Annotated in this window: 23 protein-coding genes; 4 read left to right on the plus strand and 19 right to left on the minus strand. The window is 37.9% G+C overall.

The annotated features are described in order from the left end of the window. Positions 1-251: 251 nt before the first annotated feature. Positions 252-1,664 (plus strand): cardiolipin synthase, encoded by a 1,413-nt coding sequence (cls, locus tag CWD91_RS17510; protein ID WP_103442263.1) that lies wholly within the window; start codon positions 252-254, stop codon positions 1,662-1,664. Here the strand turns inward: cls and CWD91_RS17515 are convergent. The 10 genes from CWD91_RS17515 to CWD91_RS17560 form a co-directional block, all read right to left on the minus strand. Then, complete coding sequence (locus CWD91_RS17515; RefSeq protein ID WP_103442264.1) at positions 1,659-2,666, minus strand: 2-hydroxyacid dehydrogenase; 1,008 nt, start codon at positions 2,664-2,666, stop codon at positions 1,659-1,661. The genes cls and CWD91_RS17515 overlap by 6 nt on opposite strands. Next, positions 2,647-3,303, minus strand: coding sequence for a hypothetical protein (locus CWD91_RS17520; RefSeq protein ID WP_103442265.1), 657 nt, complete (start codon positions 3,301-3,303; stop codon positions 2,647-2,649). The genes CWD91_RS17515 and CWD91_RS17520 overlap by 20 nt, the downstream gene beginning before the upstream one ends. Positions 3,304-3,543: 240 nt before the next feature. After that, a complete protein-coding gene (locus tag CWD91_RS17525) occupies positions 3,544-3,951 on the minus strand; it encodes a hypothetical protein (protein ID WP_103442266.1) in 408 nt (135 codons plus the stop codon). A gap of 88 nt (positions 3,952-4,039) precedes the next feature. After that, positions 4,040-5,410: an MBL fold metallo-hydrolase RNA specificity domain-containing protein gene (locus tag CWD91_RS17530; RefSeq protein ID WP_103442267.1), complete on the minus strand. Its 1,371-nt coding sequence runs from the start codon at positions 5,408-5,410 to the stop codon at positions 4,040-4,042. Between the two features lie 3 nt (positions 5,411-5,413). After that, positions 5,414-6,259: a restriction endonuclease gene (locus CWD91_RS17535; RefSeq protein WP_103442268.1), complete on the minus strand. Its 846-nt coding sequence runs from the start codon at positions 6,257-6,259 to the stop codon at positions 5,414-5,416. A 1-nt stretch (position 6,260) separates the two neighbouring features. Next, positions 6,261-7,160: a mechanosensitive ion channel family protein gene (locus tag CWD91_RS17540; RefSeq protein ID WP_103442269.1), complete on the minus strand. Its 900-nt coding sequence runs from the start codon at positions 7,158-7,160 to the stop codon at positions 6,261-6,263. A 71-nt stretch (positions 7,161-7,231) separates the two neighbouring features. Next, positions 7,232-7,645 (minus strand): hypothetical protein, encoded by a 414-nt coding sequence (locus CWD91_RS17545; RefSeq protein WP_103442270.1) that lies wholly within the window; start codon positions 7,643-7,645, stop codon positions 7,232-7,234. A gap of 11 nt (positions 7,646-7,656) precedes the next feature. After that, positions 7,657-8,502: a universal stress protein gene (locus CWD91_RS17550; RefSeq protein ID WP_103442271.1), complete on the minus strand. Its 846-nt coding sequence runs from the start codon at positions 8,500-8,502 to the stop codon at positions 7,657-7,659. Positions 8,503-8,568: 66 nt separating this feature from the next. Continuing rightward, positions 8,569-9,417 carry a universal stress protein gene (locus CWD91_RS17555; RefSeq protein WP_103442272.1) on the minus strand — a complete coding sequence of 283 codons (849 nt, stop codon included), beginning with the start codon at positions 9,415-9,417 and terminating at the stop codon, positions 8,569-8,571. A gap of 6 nt (positions 9,418-9,423) precedes the next feature. Next, positions 9,424-10,263: a universal stress protein gene (locus CWD91_RS17560; RefSeq protein WP_103442273.1), complete on the minus strand. Its 840-nt coding sequence runs from the start codon at positions 10,261-10,263 to the stop codon at positions 9,424-9,426. 116 nt (positions 10,264-10,379) lie between these two features. Here CWD91_RS17560 and trxA point away from each other — a divergent pair, with 116 nt between their 5' ends. After that, positions 10,380-10,679 (plus strand): thioredoxin, encoded by a 300-nt coding sequence (gene trxA / locus CWD91_RS17565; RefSeq protein ID WP_103442274.1) that lies wholly within the window; start codon positions 10,380-10,382, stop codon positions 10,677-10,679. Positions 10,680-10,703: 24 nt separating this feature from the next. Here the strand turns inward: trxA and CWD91_RS17570 are convergent, their stop codons facing one another. The 8 genes from CWD91_RS17570 to CWD91_RS17605 all read right to left on the minus strand — a co-directional run bounded on the left by CWD91_RS17570 (position 10,704) and on the right by CWD91_RS17605 (position 18,743). Continuing rightward, entirely contained in the window at positions 10,704-11,543 is an 840-nt protein-coding gene (locus CWD91_RS17570) for a universal stress protein (protein WP_103442275.1), read from the minus strand. A 109-nt stretch (positions 11,544-11,652) separates the two neighbouring features. Next, positions 11,653-12,513 (minus strand): universal stress protein, encoded by an 861-nt coding sequence (locus tag CWD91_RS17575; RefSeq protein WP_103442276.1) that lies wholly within the window; start codon positions 12,511-12,513, stop codon positions 11,653-11,655. A 30-nt stretch (positions 12,514-12,543) separates the two neighbouring features. After that, entirely contained in the window at positions 12,544-13,401 is an 858-nt protein-coding gene (locus tag CWD91_RS17580; RefSeq protein ID WP_103442277.1) for a universal stress protein, read from the minus strand. Beyond that, the gene (locus CWD91_RS17585; protein ID WP_103442278.1) at positions 13,398-14,267 is read right to left on the minus strand and encodes a universal stress protein; all 870 of its coding nucleotides are present in this window, start codon (positions 14,265-14,267) and stop codon (positions 13,398-13,400) included. Before CWD91_RS17585 ends, CWD91_RS17580 begins: the two co-directional genes overlap by 4 nt. A gap of 17 nt (positions 14,268-14,284) precedes the next feature. Next, a complete protein-coding gene (locus CWD91_RS17590; RefSeq protein WP_103442279.1) occupies positions 14,285-15,130 on the minus strand; it encodes a universal stress protein in 846 nt (281 codons plus the stop codon). 95 nt (positions 15,131-15,225) lie between these two features. After that, the gene (locus CWD91_RS17595; protein ID WP_103442280.1) at positions 15,226-16,062 is read right to left on the minus strand and encodes a universal stress protein; all 837 of its coding nucleotides are present in this window, start codon (positions 16,060-16,062) and stop codon (positions 15,226-15,228) included. Positions 16,063-16,168: 106 nt separating this feature from the next. Next, entirely contained in the window at positions 16,169-17,221 is a 1,053-nt protein-coding gene (locus CWD91_RS17600; RefSeq protein WP_103442281.1) for a response regulator, read from the minus strand. A 7-nt stretch (positions 17,222-17,228) separates the two neighbouring features. After that, positions 17,229-18,743 carry a sensor histidine kinase gene (locus CWD91_RS17605; protein ID WP_394335732.1) on the minus strand — a complete coding sequence of 505 codons (1,515 nt, stop codon included), beginning with the start codon at positions 18,741-18,743 and terminating at the stop codon, positions 17,229-17,231. An 89-nt stretch (positions 18,744-18,832) separates the two neighbouring features. On the opposite strand from CWD91_RS17605, the gene CWD91_RS17610 reads away from it, so the two are divergent. Beyond that, positions 18,833-19,234 carry a hypothetical protein gene (locus CWD91_RS17610; RefSeq protein WP_103442283.1) on the plus strand — a complete coding sequence of 134 codons (402 nt, stop codon included), beginning with the start codon at positions 18,833-18,835 and terminating at the stop codon, positions 19,232-19,234. A 37-nt stretch (positions 19,235-19,271) separates the two neighbouring features. Here CWD91_RS17610 and CWD91_RS17615 read toward each other — a convergent pair whose 3' ends face one another. After that, complete coding sequence (locus CWD91_RS17615) at positions 19,272-20,096, minus strand: universal stress protein (protein WP_103442284.1); 825 nt, start codon at positions 20,094-20,096, stop codon at positions 19,272-19,274. A gap of 379 nt (positions 20,097-20,475) precedes the next feature. Between CWD91_RS17615 and CWD91_RS17620 the strand changes: the two genes are divergently transcribed. After that, positions 20,476-21,114 carry a WG repeat-containing protein gene (locus CWD91_RS17620; RefSeq protein ID WP_103442285.1) on the plus strand — a complete coding sequence of 213 codons (639 nt, stop codon included), beginning with the start codon at positions 20,476-20,478 and terminating at the stop codon, positions 21,112-21,114. The last annotated feature ends 2 nt before the right edge of the window (positions 21,115-21,116 follow it).

Below are 21,116 nucleotides of genomic sequence, written 5' to 3' on the forward strand. Positions count from 1 at the left end.
TTGAGTCACTTTAATTCCCTATTTCTCAGATATGGATTTACAACTTTTATAACCAATGGTAAGGACTTCAAAAGTTAACCCTCAAAACAAAGTTCTAATGTTTTGAGGCTTTTATAATTATTATAAAATTGCTTGGAATGGAACAAATACCTTCGTGCCGTCCGGTAACTGATATAAATCATAGTTAAACCATTACGATTTCCGAACTTTGGCAATTGAATTTATCCTAAATTGTCAACTAAAACGCAAGCATGTGGACTGCAATTTTTTTTAGTATTTACTTTCTTATAGCATTATCCATCATAATAAGTATCCTTTTGCATGGAGCCAAACCGTCTAAAAGTTTAGCGTGGCTTTTGGCCATTTTCACTGTCCCCGTTGGTGGCATCTTTCTTTATCTTTTACTGGGAAGGAATCGAAGAAAGAATAAATTGTTGAAATTAAAAAAGAAGGCGTTTCTAAACTTGCCGGAACCATTAATGCAACATATGGCATCCATGAGCGGGAAGTACCAAAAACTAATGACCTTGGTTTACCGCAATTCACATTTTCCTCCTACGGAGTACAACGAACTTGGATTGTTAAAAGACGGAAAAACAACCTTCGAATCTATCTTCGATGCTTTGGAAAATGCGCAATGCCGAATAAACCTTCAATATTATATCTTTGAAGAAGGGGAACTTACCAATAGGTTAATACTTCTTTTTGAGCGTAAAATTGAACAAGGTGTTGAGGTAAGAATGATATACGATGGTATTGGCAGCTTTTCCTTAAGCAAAGCCTATTTAAAGAAATTGACGGCTATTGGGGTAGAGGTATACCCATTTCTCCCTTTCAAATTTGGACGTTTTTTTTCATCCTTAAATTATCGAAATCATCGAAAGATTATTGTGGTAGATGGCAAAGTGGCGTTTACCGGAGGAATAAACGTATCGGATAAATACTTGAAAGGAGATGTTGAATTGGGCAATTGGCACGATATGCATTTAAGGCTCGAAGGTACAGCTGCAAGCCATTTGGATTTCGTATTTGCAATGGACTGGTACCTGGTTTGTCAAAAGACCATACCTCTGCTGCCCTTGGAGCTGGACATGGATAAGGTTGAAAAAAACGCGGGCAAGCTTGTCCAGATTGTAGCTGGTGGTCCGGACGATGACTTCCCGTCCTTGGAACAGACGTATTTTACCATTATCAATAAAGCGAAAAATTATCTTTACATTACCAACCCTTATATTATACCCGGGCAGGCCATTATGCAAGCCTTACAGACTGCTGCACTTGGTGGGGTGGATATACGATTAATGGTGTCCGAGAATGGAGATAATAAAATAGTAAGTTGGAGTGTAAGGTCCTATTTTGAACCCATGCTTAAATCTGGTATAAAAATCTATTTATTTCCTGACGGATTTTTACACAGTAAAATTATTGTTAGTGATGATTCCATTACCACTATAGGTACTGCCAATTTGGACGATAGGAGTTTTGAACAGAACTATGAAGTGAATGCCATTGTATACGATGGGCCATTTGCAAAATTGTTGAAGGAAGATTTTCTAAAGGATGCCAAACTTAGTAGGATGCTCTCCTACGAAGAGTACCTTACAAGACCATGGGCCCAAAAACTAAAGGAAGGTTTTGGTAAAGTTTTTAGCCCTTTGTTATGATAGGATAGTTTCCAGACCTAATTCGTTTTTACAAGGCCTACCTTCTTCCCAACAATTTAGATTCCCAAAAGTAACCTCGGCTATATTTGTTAAAGCTTCTTTGGTAATAAATCCTTGATGGGGTGTTAGCAAGACATTGGGAAGTGACAATAATTTTTTCAGTTGTTCGTCTTTGATCCCAGTAATGGAATTATCCATAAAGAACGTCCCTTTTTCCTTTTCATATACATCCGTGCAGTATCCCCCCAGCTTCTTGTTCTCCAAAGCGTCTATCAATTCTTTGGTTTCTACTAAGGCTCCCCTTGCCGTGTTGATCAAAAGGGTCCCTGGTTTCATTAAGGCCAGTTTCTGCTTATTGATCATATAAAGGTTTTCCTGGGTAAGCGGAATATGAAGACTTATAATGTCCGATTTTTGAATTAAGTTGTCCAACGAAGTGTATTTAAGATCATACAATTGAACCAAATTGTAATCCGGTTTTAGGTCATTGGCCAATATTTTACAACCAAACCCGGTCATAATTTTGGCCATAATACTGCCTATTCTTCCTGTTCCAATGATGCCTACAGTCTTACCATTTAAATTGAAGCCCATAAGATTACTTTGAAGGAAATTATAGGCGTGTACCTGTCTATCTGCCAAAATAATTTTTCTGTTGAGTGTCTGTAAAAGTGCAACGGCATGTTCTGCAATGGAGTGGGGGGAATAATCAGGTACATTGGCAACCTTAAAGCCATATTTTTTGGCCACTTTTAGCTGCACATTATTATGTCCTGCAGAGCGCAAGGTAATATATCGAACACCCAAATCCCATAATTTTTCCAAAACAAGGGACGAAGCATCATCCCCTGAAAATATAGAAACCGCCTTGTGGCCAACTGCTTGAATTGCAGTTTCCTTATCCAGGGCATCCTTGGTATAGGTTACTGTGTGTAGGTTTTTGTTGGCACTGCTTAAAAAAGGGATTTCAAAATCTTTTGCACTATAAACCAGTAATTTCATGTTTTTCTTCTTTCATAAAGATTAGATCTTGATCTTCCATGGCCAATACAACCAATTTTATATAATCTTTTATGGTTTTTTGTATGTTCTTGGGATCTGCGATGTCTATACTTCCCCTCCAGATCATAGCCCTTTCCTTGCCCTCGCAAATACAGTAAAGCGTGGTTTCCGCGTGGTAAACGGTAAACTTATCATAGTATCCCTGGTCGTAATAAATGTCCTGGTTGTTTAGATAATCATCATTGAATCTCCCCTGGTAATTGTTCCACTTGGAAATTGATTTTAAAAAGCTTTCCCTATCCTCCGAACCGGTAACCTTGGTGAACAGTATGGCATCAAAGTCCTTGTCCAATAAACTTTGTTCCACATCGTCCAGTTCTTTTTCCGTTTTACGGGAATCGGTAAAGGAGACGTCGAAAACATCGAGGCTTCTCATGGCTTCCACATTTCTTTTGGTGAACTCCTTCTGAAGGCTTGTCTCAAACTCTGTTCTGGCCTCTTCGTTTTGTGCCATGCCCACTATCAACACTTTATTGGCATGAAACAACACAATATCAGGATTTTTCCAGTTTTCTACCAAACTGGTGGAAGTACATCCAGTTAAAAGTACTGCGAATAAAATAAAAACTTTTTTCATGATATAATTGTTATTGAAATAGTGGATTTAAGACTGTTCTTCATAAAAGATAATTCAGACTTTCTTAATTCAGGCGCTCTTCCAAGGGGAACAAGTTTAAATGACATTGGCCATTTTCTCCCACTAAATCAAGAATATAATTAATGTCTGCGGTTTTATATAATAATCATTGTTGCTAGGAACGGTGGTCAAGATACCAGATGCCCTGAAGAAATAATATGACTTTGGTCAGTTTAGTAATTATTCCCTTTCGGGATTGTTATTAATAAGAATGCCGCCAGTATAATTGAAAATTTCGGATTTCAAGTTTTGAAAATCACCCAGACAGGCATCAATTTCTACTTGAATTTGATCATTTTTTTTAAAAATGTTTAAATCATTGGAAATAATCGCCTTATCCGATATGCTGCCCAAATTGTTTTCTTGTGATGAAATATGAGCTCTTATGGTTTCACTTCTGCGATTTATTTTTTCCAAACGGTTTTTGTAATCCATTAGGCGTTCAAAGAGATTGGGGATGTTGGACCTAAATGCATTTGAATTCAATAATCGATCTATAAAAAGGATTTCATCATCCATTAATTGAAAATGTAATTTCCATTGCTGAATTTTCCAATGTAATTGGGCCACTTGTTTCTCTTTATCCATAATTGGTTGTTTAATCTACAAATAACTGGTTGCTCAATAAAGTTAGTAACTTCATAATATCCCCGCAATGAGATTTGTCATCTCTGTTTTAGACTATAATTTCCTGTACTTCCTTAAGTTTGGGGATGTGTACCTTCCAACCATAAACATCCTTTATTTTTACCCTAAAGGCATCCAACGAAGTAGGTTCGCCATGGATTAGGAAAACAATTTCCGGAATGTTATCCACCTCCTTCATCCAATCCAACAACTCGCTCTGATCGGCATGGGCCGATAGGCTTTCCAAATGATGTATTTTTGCCTTTACGGGGTAGTATTTTCCAAATAATTTAAGCTCATGGGCACCCTCCAATAGTTGTCGTCCACGAGTTCCTTCAGCTTGGAAACCAACTAATAAAACGGATGTTGAGGCCACATCGATCAATTGTTTTAGGTAAGTGAGTACTCTGCCACCAGTAACCATACCGCTACCGGCTATTACAATTTTAGGTCTAGGGTCGTCAATGGTCTTCCAAGTATCTGCATAGGATGTTATTATACTGAAATGATTGCACATGGCATGGTACTCGTTCATTGGCATTTTATGCCAATGTGGAAATTGTTCAAAAACAGATAGTACATTGTTCCCCATAGGACTATCGATAAAAATGGGAATATTGGGTATTTTGTTTTTTTTGTACATCTGCCAAAGTAGAAACATCAAAGATTGGAGGCGCTCCACTGCAAAGGAAGGGATGATAAGATTTCCCCTTTCTTGAATGGTTGTTTTTATAAGACTGCTAAGAATGCCTACTACATCTTCCTTAGGATGTAATTTATTCCCGTAGGTGCTTTCCACAAAGAGATAATCGGCCCACTTTGGTCGTTCCGGAGCGTCTAGAAGATCGTCATATAGTCTACCAATGTCTCCTGAAAAAACGAACAATTTTCCGAAAATTTCCAATTCAATAAATGTTGCCCCAATAATATGGCCGTTATATCTGTATTTGAATCGAATGTGTTCCGATAGGGATATCCATTGGTCCTTCTCTTTGGATTGAAACAAATCAATGGTACGCTCCGCTTCTTTTACCGTATAAAATGGCAATGCCGGGTTGTGCTTGCTGTATCCTTCCTTATTGGCTTGTTCGGCTTCTTCTTCATGTATCGTGGCACTGTCCAAAAGAATAATCTTAGTTATGGCCAATGTAGGAGCAGTACCTACAATTTTTCCCTTAAAACCTTCCTTTAATAATCTTGGTAGGTATCCCGTGTGGTCCAGATGTCCGTGGGTCAATAGGACCATATCTATTTTAGAGGCATCTATTGGCAGGGAAGACCAATTAAGTTGCCTAAGTTCTTTTAGACCTTGAAACATTCCGCAATCGATCAGAAGATTCAATTCAGGGGTTTCCAAATAAAATTTGGAGCCGGTTACGGTTCCGGAAGCACCCAAGAAATGTATTTTGATAGTATTCATGTACTAATGATTACAAAGCTGTTTAATTTCGTTCAGAATTTTTTCTTTCCGGGTATTGGAGATTCCCAAATGGTCCAAAAAGAATTTATCTTTCCAAAGTTGTCTACATAAGACAACATCCCTACTCAATAAAAACTGTTTTTCCCTATTACTGAGCAGGGAGGATACTGTTATGGGGTAAAGTCCCAAACGATCTATACGGTCCTTAAGGCCATCATTTAGTGGCAGGTCCCAACTCAAGAGATACAACCCAGCACATTTTCCGTAGGCTGTGGCATCGCTGGTAAAACGGGTATTGGTTACCACCCAGCCTTTAGCCAGTTCCCTTTTTTCTTTTTCCTTGGTAGCCCAATGTGCTTTTACATCATTATATCTGGAATGGATGTAGAGAGGAATCTTAACATTGCAATTACGCCCTTCTTCCGAGTGGAATTTGCATTCTATTACAGTGACTGTTCCATTTTTCTCTGCAATTACGTCAATTTCATGGGTAACACAGATGCCATTTATTATTTGATCTACACTGGTTTGGTAGCCCGAATATTCCAGGATGGCGGCCACAAAACGTTCGAAAGGAAATCCTGTAGGTCCCAATTCGTATAAGGCCTTTTTTAATTTGTATTTTGAGGCAAAGACCGATTTGTTCTTTTTCAATAAGGCATAGGCCCTATTGTAAATTTCATTGGTAGAGATGCCTTCATAAAGTTCATCTTTTACGTGAATTACAATTTGTTCAACCAAATTATGATCGGCACCACTATGTTTAAGGGAATTTCGAAGCTTAACTAAAGAAAACTTGGCTCGTTCCCCGGAGGATTTTAGAATTTCAATGTCCAATTCGTTTTCCATATCATTGCTTTAAATGTATATCCAATTCCGGTATTTTAAGCAGTTGTAAGGTGCTGGAAGCCAAATTTACCTTACCATCCGTGGCTATAAGTGCCAGCACTATTTGCTCAAACAATTCATGCTTTGTAACCCGTCTTAATTTATAATCTGTGATATATCTTAAATTTATGGCTATCCAGTTGTCCGTTGGGCTAATGGCCAAGGTAGGTTCTATTTTAGCGTTTTCTATATAATAGTGTTCTACCATTTCCTCCCATTTTGCCAGTGATTTCTCGGTATAGTCGGAAAGAAATGCAGTTGCCTTTTCCAAAACTATTTTTTTCGCCAGTGCAACGTCCGATTCATAGGTAATGAGTATGTTAAGTTCATCCCAAACAAAGGGGAAGTCCATGGAATAGTTCTTTATAGGACCTTTGAACACAAAGGCATTGCTAATCTTGACGATTCTGCCCGAATAATTGTCACTGCTGACCCATTCACCAATTTCCATTAGCGTAGTATATATGCTATCTATATCAATTACATCTCCCTTGATACCGTTGATTTCTATACGGTCTCCGGGTTTATAGACCCTTACAAAAAAGATATAAAAAGATCCGGCTATACTTAATATCAACTCCTGCAATGTAAATGTTATTCCTGCTGTGAATAGGCCTATGATGATGGTGTAATCCTTAATGTTTTCTATGGTAAAGGCCATTAAAATTATAAGCGCTATTAGTAAATAACCAATGACTTCCACTCCTTTTTGCGCCTTATATCTTACGGAGACGTTCTCTATTCTTTTTTTTAGGATCTTCCGAAAAAAACCAATTAACAGCACAATGGCCAGAACCCATAATATGAGTTTTGCAATTCGCATTACTACGGGGTCGGTAATAAAGTCCAAGGGACTGTTCATGGGCAATAGATTTTAATAAGACCGCCAAAACAATATTTGTTTAAGCGGTCTTTGAATTATTAAATAATCAACTATTTCTTTTGTCCGAAATAGTCCCGAACCAATGCCTTGGTCTGGTTTTCGGTCATGCTATCCGCTTTGGTGACTGCTTTTAATTTATCCGCAAGTCCTTTGTGATTTTCCAATAAATCTTTTCTAAACTTTTCATTGGTGTCCGCTGGGCCAAAAAGGGCAATTGCATCTGCATCACTTATAGCATCTACCAGTTTTTTAAAATACGTTTTAAGTTGAGCTTTTTCCCTTTCCAAATAGGTGCGTTCATGCTTAACATCTTGGGTAGCACCCGTTTTGACCCTAGGTCCCGATGTTCCTTTACGATTAAAAAATTCCATTTCCGAAAAAATGGTTTCCATATTTTCGTCCTTATTATCCAAACGGATGATATGGGCTTTTTCCTTATCCATCCATATGCCAATGTTTTTCATACTTCAGTGTTTTAAGATTCGTTCAAAGCCAAAATAGGAATCTTGGCATCATAGCCAATTTCCTTGACCAATGGCCTTGAAAATATACTATTAAAGAGGAAATGTTTTTTGTTGATGAATGCAATCATGTCACTCTTTCTGCTTTCCACAAAAGAAGTAATTCCTCTGGCTACGTCTTTATCCGTTAGGGTATGGAAGCTATGGTCTATGTTTTTGAGAATGTCGTCCAATAGCTGTTTGTTGACTTCTTGGCTCTCGTCCAAGGATGTCTCCTTTTTAAAATGCAAAACGCTTATGGATGTTTGGTGCATAACTGCTATCTCTATCAAGTAATTCAATTCCTTGCGCTTAAAGGTGGATTTATAATTGGTGGGGAAGACAATTTCCTTGGGAGCCGAGAACCGTAGATCTTGAGGAATTGCCATTACTGGGCATTCCCTTATTTTCTCCATCGCATTCACCGTATTGCTTCCAAAAATAATCCCTTTGGCTCCAGTAGCTCCTTGGGTACCCATAACTACAAGGTCTATATCTTTACTGGCTATGGTCTGTTTTATGGCTTCTGAAAGAAAATTGAAAGAAGAAATGGTGTGATAGCTATGTTTGGGATTGTCGTGATGAAGCTCCAGCATTTCCAATAGCTTGACAAAACCTTCATGCGACCTGGCTTTTGCTGCTTCAAATTCAGCACTGCCAGGCTCCGGCATTAACAAGGTATTGGTAGTGTAACTGTCCAAGCGGAAAACGTTCAAAAAGTAGAATTCACAATTGAGCTTTGCATAAAGATCCAGAGCATAGCGTGTGGCATTCAGTGCATTCTTTGAGAAATCGGTAGGAATTAATATTCTTTTGTCCATAACAATTCTTCTTTAGATTGATTTACTAAATATAATAGGCCACAGTCACAGTTACTATGACAATTATCATTCCGTAGGCGGAAGGATTAAAAAAGGAATATCGGAATACATACTTAGGTCTTTTACTATTGGTTCTCTGGTAAGTTTGTCGAACAGGTTCCTTTTTTCGTGTACCATAGCGTACATATCCACTTTCAATTTTTCCAAAAAAATATCTATAACCTTAGCCTTGTCGTCAAAGTTCCTTATCCATTGAAAGGAATGACCTAAGTTGCTTAGGCCTTCTTCCAAATTCTTTCTGTTCGCTTCTTGGGTAGTATTCAAAATATGTTGTTCATGAACATGAACAACCCTGATGGCTGCTTTGGACAATGAGGAAATGTACAACAGTGGGGCAAGTGTTTTTTGGTCGCAATTCTTTCTCAAGTCGGTCACAAAGGCAATTACTTGAGGTGGATGGAAATCCATTTCGCCGGGAATGGCCAGTAAGGGGCATTCTTTAATATTATTGGCAACCCTTATGGTATTGCTCCCAAAAAATATATCGGCGGTCTCGGTTAGTCCTTTATTTCCCATGGTTATCAAGTCAATGTTTAGTTCTTTGACCTTTTGATCTATAATGTCGACCAAGTTTCCTTTCAGGGAAATGGTCTTAAAGGAGTGAAGGGGATTTTCGTTGTCCAGGACTATTTTGTGTTTAATATGGGTAACTTTTTCCTGAGATTCCAATTCAAGTTGTTTCAAATATTTTTTAATCCCCAAGACCGGAAGTGTTTTACCCGAAGAAATGGTAAGCTCGGAATAGGTATTTAATATGTGAAATGTACAGGACTGGGATGCTAAAAGTTTTGTTGCATAGAACAAGGCACAATAGGCATTATTGGAAAAATCGGTCGCTACAAGTATATTTTTCATTCTCTTTTATTTTAATTGTGGAATTACCATAAAGGGTATGGAGACATGAAAGCCAATTTTTTTAATGACAGGTTCAATAAATAGGCGCTCAAAAAAAGTATGTTTGTTCTGTACCATGACCAAAAGGTTGACTTTTTCTTTGGCTTGGAAGGCATTGATGGCATTTATAATGTCATTGCTGGGCACATCGTGGAACAGTGCCTTTTTCGCTAAAACATTTTCCAGTTCTTTCTTTTGTTTTTGTTGATCTGCAGTAAGCTCATGTTCCGTGGATACATGCAGTACATTAATTCGTGATCCATGCTCCTCTGCGATGTTTAAAAGGGGTGCAAGTAATTCCTTGTTGTACCCTATTTCAAAATCTGTTGGAAATAGAATTTCGAAAGGATTCTCGTACTTAAAATTGGGGGGTATAACGAGAACGGGGCAATTGGCTTTTTTAATAATGTGTACGGTATTTGTCCCAAAAAGGATTTCCTTGGCTCCTGTAGCACCTGTGGTTCCCATAACCACTAAATCTATTTTTTCGGATTCAACGGTTTCCATAACCTCGTTCAAGAGGGTGTTAAAGGCCGTGTGTACTGTAAAACTGTGCTTGGGATTATTGTATTTCTTTATTAAACTATTTTTTAGTTTTTCCAGTTGTGTCATGGATGTTTCCTGCATTACATCACCCAGACCAATCAGTCCTGGACTACCAACTAAATATTCGGCGTTATACACTGGAGGCATGTAGGTATGCATGAGGTAAAACTTACAACTTACATTTTTGAAAATGCCTAAAGCGTAACTTATGGCCTCATAGGAATAGTCTGAGAAATCGGTTGGAAGCAGAATTCGTTTCATTATATTTTATAATTTTAGTGTTGTAAAACTAGATCGGAATAATTTTGAAAACCATGATATTGGTCAGTTCAATATCTTCATTGTTTTGGTAATTTTACTTGGTGAAAAAATAAATTATGAAGAGTAGTTTTAGTAATATCATCAATTCTGATACACCAGTTTTAGTCGATTTTCATGCCGATTGGTGTGGGCCGTGTAAAATGCTGGCACCTATTTTGAAACAGGTTAAGGACGAAATGGGCAACGCCATTAAAATCGTAAAGATTGATGTTGACAAGAATCAATCCTTGGCAAGTACTTATCAGGTTAAGGGAGTTCCTACCATGGTGCTTTTTAAGAACGGGAAACAGGTATGGCGTCAGTCTGGAGTGTTACAAAAAAACGACATAGTTAGCGTTGTTCGACAACATATTTAATTTTGGGATCTCCCAGAATTATCTTTATTGGTGTACTATTAGAAATGGGATCTTGGTATGGTAACTTATTTTCTCTACCGCTGGTTTAAAGAGGATACGCTCTAGAAAGTTCAGGTTTTTGGCCACCATCACCAACATATCCAGTTCCCTACTTTCTACAAAGGCCTGAACGGCATCATCCAGTTTTTTTTCTGTTAGGGTATAAAAAGAATGTTCGTTTTCCCTGAAATAGTTTTTTAAAAATGTCTTGTTATTCATCTGTATTTCACTAAGGTCTTCCCCTTTTTTAGCGACATATAGGAACCGCAATGCGGATTTATGCATTAAGGTAAGTTCCTTAATATGGTCAAGGACCTTTATGTCATAGCTTAATTGAAAATCTGTTGGAAATCCTATTTCCCTTGGGGTATTGTACTCGGCATCTTCTGGAACAGCTAGAACGGCACATCTTACCTTGGTAAGCACGTTGCCTGTGTTGCTTCCCAAGGAAACAGCTTTAAGGCCGGTGGCTCCTTTGGTTCCCATAATAATCAGGTCGATATTTTTATCCTTTACCTCCTGCTTTATATGATCCGTAAAAAATCCGTAGAGGGCTGTTGTACGAAACGTATGTTTGGTGTTAAGGGGCAAGCGCTCAATATCTTTAAGTAAGTGATCCAATTTCTCATTGCTTTCCTTTAAAATGGTTTCCTCCAGTAATTCTGGTGAAACGTACATGGCAGCTTCTCCTCCGGAATTGTAGGAAATAGGATTGACATGAATTATATGAAAAGTGCAACTGGTTTTATGGTACAACGCCGTGCCGTATTTTATGGCGTTCCACGCATTGTCAGAAAAGTCCGTGGGTATCAATATATTCTTCATGATGGTTTATTGTTGGTTCAATACAATTGGTTAAAAATAATTTCTCTGCGGCACTTAACAAATGACAAATATCATGTTGGTCCCAATTGGGTAAAATGCTATTCTGGGTCTAGGGTTCAATTAGGGGAAATATCAATAAAGGTACTTCTGTGTTAAAGGCGACCTGCTTGATTACGTTTTCTTTTGTAAGCTTTTCAAAAAAACTATGCCAATAATTAACCATGGCGATCATGCCTATATTTTCATTATTACGGGCATAGCTATTAATTGCTGCGGAAATATTGGAATGTCTGTTCACTTCTTCAAAACTGTATTTAATTCCATGAAACCTTTCCGTTAGGAGATCGCGAGCTGTTTTTTGATGTGCCAGCAGTTCCTTGCCCGTATCTACATGTACAATGGCAATTTTGGAGTTCCATAATTTTGCCAATTTTATCAGTGGTAGCAGTTCTACCTCACTGTAAATATGTTCAAAATTTGTTGCAAAGGCTATTTCATCTGGAATGTCAAAGTCAAAATTCCCGGGGACGGCGATAATAGGGCAGAAGTGGATTTTTTGAATAACCTTTACCGTGCTACTGCCCATAAAAACTTCTTTCAGCGCTGAGGAACCTTTGGTTCCCATAAAAATGTAATGTATTCCATTATCTACAGTAGTTCTCCCTATGGCATTTACCAAAGAATCGGCAATACTTAATCCCTTGAAAGTGTGCAATTTATTATTGTTGACAGACTCCAATTCGCTGATAATTGATTTTACATCTCGTTCCGATTCGTCCTTTATTGCCCTGAACAGGCGTGTATCCTTGGCTTTTCCCATGTTGCTGCTCAAATTGGATGGCCCTACCTCAAACGCATGCAGAATATGGAAAACGCATTCCACTTTTTCAAAAAGGTAGATGGCATAATCTATGGCGTTACGGGCATTGGCCGAAAAGTCTGTGGGCAATAGAATATATACTGTTTTCATCTTTCTACATCTTTTAAAATAACATTTGTTCTAGATGGGCATGGTTTGCTCTGGAAGGAACAAAACCGCTACCTTTGAATGGAAAGCTATTTTTTTAATAACAGGCTCTCCAATAACTCTTTCCCAAAAGCTGTGCTGGTGCCTTAATATGCTTAGTAAGTCGGCATGGTTTTCCGTTACAAACTGTTCCACACTGTGTTCTACGTTGGCCTCAAAAGATATCTGGTGTAGGGAATATTCAGAACCCGCTAGCCGTTCTTGCAAAATTTTCATGTTAGTTTTTTGGACATCGCTTAGTATAAATTCAACTCCTATGTGTATTACCTTTATAGTAGCGTTCCAAAGTCTAGCCATTTCTGTCATAGGCAATAGCTCAAATTTTTTGTACATTCTAGTATAATCCGTAGGAAAGACCACTGTCTTCAACTGCTGGAAGTTATAGTCTTTGGGAACCACCAATACAGAATTATTCTTTAATTGCTTTAGCACTTTCACCGTATTACTGCCCAAAAATATTTCTTTGGTGCCGGTAGCACCTTGGGTACCCATAACTATTAGGTCAACATCCCCAGCTGAAACTAATTCCTTGATGGAATCCTCTAGGATGGCCGACTTGGAAATGGTTTTAAAACTATGGTTTGGGTTCTTATGGTTTTTATTAAGGTAGTCCAATATCTTATCAAGTTCCTGGGCCGAATACTTTTCCAGGGAGTCATAAATGACACCTAATCGTTGTTGACTTTTTTGCCCTAACATATTCAAGGCCTTTGGTTCGAAAGCATGTAAAATGATAAATTCACACTTCACCTGGGCATAGATTTTTAATGCTGTAAAAATGGCATTCCGAGCATTATCGGAAAAATCGGTAGGTAATAGGATCTTTTTCATGTTTTGGCTTTTTTAGGGAGGTCTTTCCAAGTCTCTGGTATTACCAAAAAGGGAATCCTCGAGTGGTAGCCTATCGAGTCTACGGTAGATTTTGTAATCAATCTTTCCAAAAATGAATGCTTCCTATTCATTATGGCCAAAATCCCTATTCTATGTTTTTCCACAAATTCGTGTATAGCATTCGGCATAAATTCGCCCTTGACTTGTTGAAAGGAATGGTCTATTGGTTTAAGGAGTACATCCAACGTTTTTTTATTGGCATTTTGTTGCTCATTCAATGAATATTCGTCCTTAACATTCAGGACAATCAATTTGGCCTTTAACAACATGGACATATTTACGAGAAAACCCAAGGACTTAACATCATAGGGTGTGCTATAATCCGTGGGAAATACAATGGTATTTATCACCTTAAAAGTGTAGTCACTAGGTATGGCCAATACCGGAATACTTGCTTTTTTGATGACATGGACGGTACGGGTTCCTAAAAAGATCTCTTTGGCTCCGGTAGCCCCTTGGGTTCCCATGGCAATAATGTCTATTCCTTCCCGTTCGGTCACCTCTCGAATCTCGTCGGTTAGAATGTTAAAGGAGGAGAGCGTCTTATACTTGTGGTTTTTATTGGGATAGTTATTTTTGATATCCGCCAATGTTTTTTCCAATCCTTCTTGTGCCAGCTCTACGTCCTTATCGGGAATGGCACTGTTTACGGGACCGCCCATCATATAATCTACTCTATAGAAGGTGGGGGTATAGGTGTGCAATATATAGAAAAGGCACTTTTCATTCTTAAAATAGTTGAGGGTATAATCAATGGCGTTCCAAGCATTTTTGGAAAAATCGGTGGGTAATAATATTTTCTTCATCATTACATCTTTTAAGTTTATCGGGGTAGATTTTGCATTACCAAAAAAGGAAGTTTCAGCCGTAGCCCAATTTCATCTACGGTAGATCGGTAAAGCATGTCCTCTAGGAATGAATGACGGGAGTTTACCATAACCAATAGGTCGATATTATTTTTTTTGATGTATTCCATAATGGCCCCAGCCTTATTCTTAGAGGGTTGTCTTTCAAAAAAAAGGTAGGCGTTGGACAGGGATTCCTTCAGAAAACGCTGGTTGTCTACCTGTCTATGGCTCAATTCTTCAAAATCTGAAAAGTAGAGGCAATATATCTCCGATTTATATTCGGATGCCAAGGTGTCCAATAGCTTTAATTCCCTACGCTTGTACGGGAGCATGTAGTCTGTGGGAAACAGAATTTTCTTTGGTTGATGGTACTTGTAATCACTGGGAACTGCCAATACAGGGCATTGCACATATTTGAAAACCTGTACCGTATGGCTGCCAAAAGTAATTTTTTTATCGGCCGTTTGACCCTTTGTTCCCATAACCACCAGGTCCACATTTATTTGGTTCACACAATCGTTCACTGCATCTACCAAAGTGTCGAATGCAGAAATTGTTTTAAAGCTGTGTTTTGGATTATGCTCCCTATCGGCAAGTTTTTGGGTTAGATCTTCCAAGGATTTATCCGTAAAAATTTTAACGGCTTCCTTTTGCTGTTCAAAAGTGGTTTCTCCATTGGACTTAAACGGGCCATAGACATCGTCGGCATAGGCATGAAGGAAGCAAAAATTGGTACGTTCGCATTTATACAGATTCAAGGCATAATCAATAGCATGCATTGCACTGCTTGAAAAATCGGTAGGAATCAAAACGGTTTTCATAGGTTTTCTTTTGTATGCCTACCAAAGTTATTGGTAGCGGCATATAAAACCTATGATATTTATCAGTAGCTATTGACCAAGATTTTATAGGTAGTCTACTCGTGCAACACCAGCAAAGGAACTCTGGTTTGAAAGCTAATTTTTTTAATAGTACTGTTTAGAAACAATTGTTGAAGAAAATTCAGGTTCTTGGCCACCATGATGACCATATCTATTTTTTTTTTGATTACAAATCCCTCGATGGCATTTTTTGACCTTTCGTGTTCTAAGTTGTGTATACTATACGAATTTTCATGAAGTTCCGATAAATAGTCCTGTAAATAAATCATGTTCTGTTTTTGTGGCAGATTTAATTTTACATTGGGTTTGGTGATATTTACCACCTTTAAATTGGCATTGGTGATACGCATCATTTTTGAAATGGCCTCCAATATGGAGTGGGAATAGAAAATATTGTAATCTGTAGGAAAGGCAATTTCCTTTGGCAAGGATGGTTCTGCATTTTCAGGTATTACCAATAAATTACAGTGAACCTTGGTCATTACATTCTCCGTATTGCTGCCCAATATGGTTTCTTTTATACCTGAAGACCCCTTGGTTCCCATGAGAATAAGATCTATCTTTTTGTCCATTACGGTCTTGCGAATAATATCTACAAGATTTCCGTAATCATGAAGTGCAATAAAATGATGTTCCTTGTTGGATGCAGTGTTCTGAATACGGGCAAAAATGTTCGTTAGATTATCATTAACGGATATATTGGAAGCCTTGTAGGGCATGATAAATGAATTGCTCTCCACGCTGGATTGACTTAAACGGTCTACATGGAGAACGTAGAAATTATAGGGAACGTCCTTAAACAGTTTAATGGCATATTCAATGGCGTTCCAAGAGTTATTGGAAAAGTCGGTTGGGAACAGTATGTTTTTCATTCATTCAATTATCAACATAGGTTCAAAATTAGGGTTATACCCATAGTTGAAATATGACATTGGTCATTTTGTGCAAAAAAGAGACTATACGGGTCAAAAATTTATGCTAATTAATAAACTGCAAGGCCTTTAATTCTTTGATACGTATATTTCTACCTTCAATATCGATCAAGCCTTCCTTTTTAAACCCAGATAGTGTACGTATAAGGCTTTCCGTGGCAATACCGGCCACACTGGCCAGATCATTTCGGGAAATTTTGATGGGATCCTCGGTTTTATTGTTCATGATTTCCGCAAATTGCAATAAGGTTTGGGCCGTTTTTTTTCTAACCGAACTATATGCCATTGATAATAATTGCTGTTTTATATCCTTTATATTTCCAGTGAGAAGTTCCATTAGTTCCAAGGATATATTGTGATTCCTTTCCAATACCTGCTTTAAATTTTCTTTGGAAATGCCAGCCAATTCCAAATCTTCAATGGCTGTTGCAGATTCCTGATACGGAATACCATCTATAAAGGAAGTTAATCCCAAAAAGTCGTCCGCTCTATAAAGCGAGGTAATCAGTTCCTTCCCATCCTCGTCCATGGTATGGCATTTTACCACTCCTTTTAGAATAAGGTATACCTTATGGCAATATGAACCTTCCTTATATACGGTACCGCCCTGCGCAATATTTACAGGTTCACCATTATCGTCAAAAAAATTCTTCAACTCGTTTAATGTGCGTATTTGATCGCTGGAAGCTTGTGAATTTGATGCGCCCTCTTGAGACATCCGCCCCAAAAGTTCCACTTTCGCCAAACGGCTTTCGATGGCGCTTATTAAATCTTCTTCTTCAAAAGGCTTGGTAAGGTAGTCGTCCGCACCAAGATCCATTCCCCTTCGTATTTCTTTGTGTTCCGTTTTGGCAGATAGAAATATAAAGGGAATATGCATGGTCTTTTCATCGGAAGATAGATCTTTTAAAACCCCATAGCCATCTACCTCTGGCATCATAATGTCACAGACTATGATATCCGGTAATATTTCCTTGGCCATTTGAATGCCAATTTTTCCGTTGGGCGCCGTTGTCACGGAATAACCTGAAAGTTCCAAAAGTTCTTCGGTGTTCTCGCGTAATGCCCTATCGTCTTCGATCAATAAAATAGTCTTCATTGTGCTCCTAATTTATGTTTTCCATTGGGATAACTATTGTAAAAATAGATCCCTTGTTTAATTCACTGCTAAATTCAATAGTGGAACCAAGATTCTCCAAATGCTGTTTGGCAATGTTAAGGCCAATGCCCGTACCTTGGTTCAACAAGGCATTTTCCGCCCTGAAATAACGATTGAAAATATGTTTTTGATCCTCGGCAGGAATCCCAATACCACTATCGATGACCTGTATTAGAATAATGTCGGCTCCATTGATCACCACTAGATCTATGGTCGTGTCCTCCGGGGAATATTTTATGGCGTTGTGAATTAAGTTGGACAAGGCGAGTTCCAACGTTTTTTCATCAAATTTGATAAAAATATCATCGATGTCCTCAGGGTAAGTGATTTGCTGTCCGGATTTAAGCAACATATTGGCACCATAAACCACTTCATTTATGACCTTGCTTAGGGGGAAGTTTTCTATCTTATAATTTACCTTTCCGGAATCCAAACGCTCCACCGAAAGAAAATCCGTTAGAATGGTATCAAGATAACGTACTTTGTTTTTTATGGTTTCTACATGTTTGTCCCGTTTTTCCTGTTGGTGGCCCTCAGTGTATTTGGCCAATAAGGTTATAGAGGTAAGAATACTGCTCAGAGGGGTCTTAAATTCATGGGAAACCAAGGAAAGAAAACGTGTTTTTAATTCGTTCAGTTCTTTCTCCTTCGCCAGGGCTTCCGTAAGTTGTTTGGTGCGCTCCTGAACCGTTTTCTCCAGTTTTTCCGTGTAATTTTTTCGTTCCGTTATATCGAGAATAATGGCAACAAAAACCTGCTCTTCTCCAAGAATTGATAATTGAATTTGCACCTCTACGGGATAAATCGATCCGTCCTTTCTTTGGTGTTCCGTTTCAAACTTAACTTTATCCCTTTCTCCCTTCAGCAAGGGGTCTATAAGTAGTTGAAATTGTGGGGCATCCATATTGGGTTTAATATCCAATGGAGTCATGGACTTAAAATCTTCCAGATCATAACCCATATTGCGCTGAGCTTCTTTATTGACATTTACAAAATGTAATGAGATAGAATTGAACACATAGATTTCGTTCAATGATTCATCAAATATCCTGGCCCAATGGCTAAGTTCCTTTTCCTTGATTTTACGTTCTGTAATATCAATAACTAAGGCCATTACATAGGTTTCGTCATATAGTTTAAAAGGATTAAGCCCTGCTTCTACCGGAAATTCCTCCCCATTTTTACGTACTCCATGTAAATCTCTTCCCTGGCCCATTTGCCGGCGTTGACTTTTATCAATAAAGTGGTCCACGTGTTGACCATGGTTATGATGGTACCTTTGCGGTATCAAGGTCTCCAATGGTTTTCCCAGAAGTTCTCCCTTTTTGTAACCAAACATTTGCCCGGCAGAGGAATTGGTGGCGACTATTAGCTGTTTGGTATTGACAACTATAATCCCTTCGGATACACCTTCGGAAAGAAGATTGAATATTTCACTGTTTTTTTGAAAGGCCTGCATCATCCAAAGATAAAATTTTATAACTGATTATTATCATAGAATATAACTACGTCATTTTCTATTTTTAATTTATTCACTTCAAGCATTTAAAAATGGAAAACACAAAGAAAGTTGGTAAGAATTTCTACGAGAATTTAGGAAAATTGTTCTACGCTGTAGCTGTGGCAGATTCCCGAATACATAGGCAGGAAATAGACAAGCTAAGGACGTTTATTCGAAAATATTGGTTGGAGGTAGATGAATTGGAGGATGAATACGGTACCGACGCCGCCTTTCAGATAGAATCGGTATTCGATTGGTTGGTGGATAATGAAAAAGCGGGTGATGAATGCTTCGATGAATTTAGGGAGTATTACCAGGACCATGCCGGCATATTTAACCCGTTCATAAAGGTATTGATTTTAGATACGGCCAATGCCATATCCAATAGTTTTGCTGGAAAGAATAAAGCTGAATTGGTTTTGTTGGGAAAACTGGAATTATTATTAAAGTAATATTACGGAGTACCTGGGCCAATTTTCAAAAACCTAATCAGATCTTAAATGTCAACACCGGTAACCTGGCATGGTTGGCAATATCTTCGGCAATACTACCGAGCAGGAAATGTGCAGGACCTTTTCTACCATGTGTAGGTAGGGCCATTATATCAAATTTTTCGGTCTTAGTGAAATTCAGTAAACCTTTTTCAACACTATAATCATTGTAAATTTCCACTTTATAGTGGTTCTCCTGGGCCTTCAACATAAAATCTGCCATACGTTTATCAGCTTCAGGGGTACTTAAAAAATCCTCAAAGGGGGTATTGATATATACCAATTTAAGTCTGGCCGAAAATTTTTGAGCTAGGGACCTAACATTCTTATAGGCCAAAACCATTTCCTCCGTAAAACTACATCCAAATAGGATCTTCTTAATCCTAAAATTTGAATTTTGCTGCTTTATGATCAAAACGGGGATATCGGAAGTGCGCACAACCTTTTGTGCATTGGAACCTATAAAAATCTCGTTGAAACCCGTGCTACCGTGTGAGCCCATTACAATTAAATCTATATTTTGTTCCTTGGCAACATTGTTAAGTTCACTAAACACCTTATAGTTTTGCACTATTTTATGTATTGTAATACCTTTTAAATAGGGCTTGTCCAAGAAAATATCAAATCTTTTTTTGGCCAGTCCCATAAAGTATTTGGCTTCTTCGTATTCTAAAAATTCCTCTTCGGCAATGACCGCCTCTGAAATTCCCATCATATGAATAACGGTAATAGTGGCATCCTGCTGTCTTGCAATGCTGGCCGCAACCTCCAGCGCATAGGAGGAATGTGCGGAAAAATCTACGGGTACCAAAATGTGTTTCATCTTAGACTATTTTTAATGTTTGGGTAATTTTCTTTTAGAAGGTTTTTAGGTTGAATAAAGTTGTCAAGGGTTGTTTTTTCAAAACTTTAGTTCGTTGGATCTCCATTCCCATTGTACTATTAAGTAATGGGACAAAAATAAAGAGTATAAAGGTCAACTAAAATGATATTGGTCACTAGTCCTGTTTTTTGTTTACGGCCACTAAATGAATCTATAATGTATAGGAGTGCTTAATTTCAATTTTAAAATTCAATTGTTCATTTTCAACAAGGGAACTGGTAAAACATAAATTGGCACTATTTATTTGAGTGCAACTGACATGGGTCATTTTTTATGGCTATTCTATAAGGTACATTAGTGGACACTAAAATTCAAAGCCATGAAAATATATATTATAACAGTATTCGCAATGCTGATGTTTACCAACGTATTTTATTCCCAAACCATTAAGAATATTGATGAAATAGCTCCCTTTAGCGAGGGATTGGCTGCTGTTAGACAAGGAAATCAATGGGGATTTATTAATGAAGAGGGGACTATGGTCATCAATTTTCGGAACGATATTTATTGGAACCAGGATGCCGATACCTCAAAAGATGATATTTCTGGAGTCCGATTTCCAATGTTCAATGAGGGCAGGTGTTTAATAACGAAAAATGTAGAAGAGGGTGTTCCGGTTTTTGGATTTATAGATACAAAAGGCAATGTAGTACTAGAACCTCAACTGTTAAATGTATATCCCTTTAAGGATGGCTATACCACAGCGGTTCTATTTGAGAAGACCATGAAGGGAAAAAACGAATTTAATCTAAATATTTACGATTTTAAATTTCACGATGTTATGCTGGACACTTCTGGGGAAATCCTTGAATTTTTCAATAGAAGGTATAATATTCAAATGACGAAAAAAAGATATCAGAGGCCTACAATAGGGGTAAAGAGATTGTCGAAAGGTCTTGTTGCGGTACATGCTAAGAATCAAGGTTGGGAAATCAGAAAGTTAACTTTAAATAATTAGGA

This window comes from Arenibacter hampyeongensis (assembly GCF_002909255.1).
GTDB lineage: Bacteria > Bacteroidota > Bacteroidia > Flavobacteriales > Flavobacteriaceae > Arenibacter > Arenibacter hampyeongensis.